The organism is Acinetobacter sp. YH16031, assembly GCF_013417335.1.
Lineage (GTDB): Bacteria > Pseudomonadota > Gammaproteobacteria > Pseudomonadales > Moraxellaceae > Acinetobacter.
In genome coordinates, this window is the sequence record NZ_VPED01000163.1 from 1 (window position 1) to 1,438 (window position 1,438).

The window sequence follows — 1,438 nt, forward strand, 5'->3', positions numbered from 1 at the left end:
CGGATTGTGTAGACATGGACTTGCCGAAAGACAAATACACAGATAACTATGGGCTAGGGCGTAACTGTACTGTTTTTGATCTAGTGCGGTTGTGGGGCTATAGGGCTGTTAAAACCTTTCAGGCTGAAAATTGTAGCTTTGATGTGTGGCACAGAGCCGTTTTCCTGCGTGTACAAGAAGAAAACGCTAAATTTTCTGAGGGATTGCCTATTTCCGAGGTAAAAGCCATCGCTAAAAGTATCGCCAAGTGGATTTGGTCGCATTTCAGCTATGAGGAGTTCTTAGAGATACAGACTAGAAGAGCCTGTAAGGGCGGTAAAGCTCGTTCTAAGGGATATAGTGATGTTAGACAGCAAGCCTTCCAAATGTCGCTAAATGGCTTCAATAAGACGCAAATAGCCGAAGTTTTAGGGGTAAGCAGGCAGACAGTTATTAATTGGCTTAAGAACCCTCAAAAATATATTTTAGGGGTGTAAAAGTGCCCATATCAGATAATACTCGCCTGTGGCGAGTTTTATCTTTTTTAGACCTGTCATTTGAGTCAATCTGGTATATGTTCCACGCTCTTAAAATTAAGCATAGGCTATTTCAAAAACCCAAAAAAAAAGCCAAGTAGTTCCAAGGGATAAAATATGACTTTAATTTATAAAAATTACATAAATTGACTTTCTAAGTCCAAAAGAGGGTAGGAGAGCAGTTTAAGGTCATAAGCTCAGGACCCGTCGTTTACGACGATTGCTCAGTTATTTAAGTGTGATGAGGGACACACAGATTTTAATTAATTCAGCAGAATCTACTGCATAAAAACCAGTTTTGAAGGACGAGTTTTGAAGACCTGATTTAAATCCTTGTTTACTCAAGTTTGTTTCGAAATAGCTGCTTGATGCCACTCAAGCTATTCTTTCTGATTCAGTTTTTTTCGGTTAAAATATTGGGGCTTAGACCGCCAAGTCCATGAGATCGCCAAATCTCACACCAATATTTCAACCTTCCATTTCCTAACACGCCACCAAACTTAACGGCGCGGCTTTTCGTTACTCAACTCAATCCTAACCTTTCGCTCAAACCAAGTTGCTACCTTTACCATTACAGTAAAGCCCTACTATGCCACTCTCCCTCACTTCTCGCTCCGATTATACCCACAACTTTTTCTCAGACCTTTTCAAACTCGAAAAGACATCCAATAGAGTCTTGATCTTCAACGCTAAAAGTGATTCCCAAGTTAGTCCCTAAAGCAGTTGTTCCCATTACTGGAAACTATGAGTTTCCCGTGTCACCTCGAATATGCACACCTACATTCCTATATCCCCTGATCGCAGTTCCAAGTCTTATCAGGTTTATACAATGTACACACTCTCAACAGCACACACGTTTCTCACTTACCCAAATCCACATAAAGGTTTCTTTTCACCCCCTGCGGACGTTACAGGCTTAAGCT

1 protein-coding gene is annotated in these 1,438 nt (G+C 40.8%); it reads left to right on the forward strand.

Features of this window, described 5'->3' with window-relative positions:
• Window positions 1-476 (forward strand): helix-turn-helix domain-containing protein (locus tag FTV31_RS16880; RefSeq protein ID WP_218948757.1); only part of this gene is annotated, 476 nt, incomplete at its 5' end.
• Window positions 477-1,438: the final 962 nt, after the last annotated feature.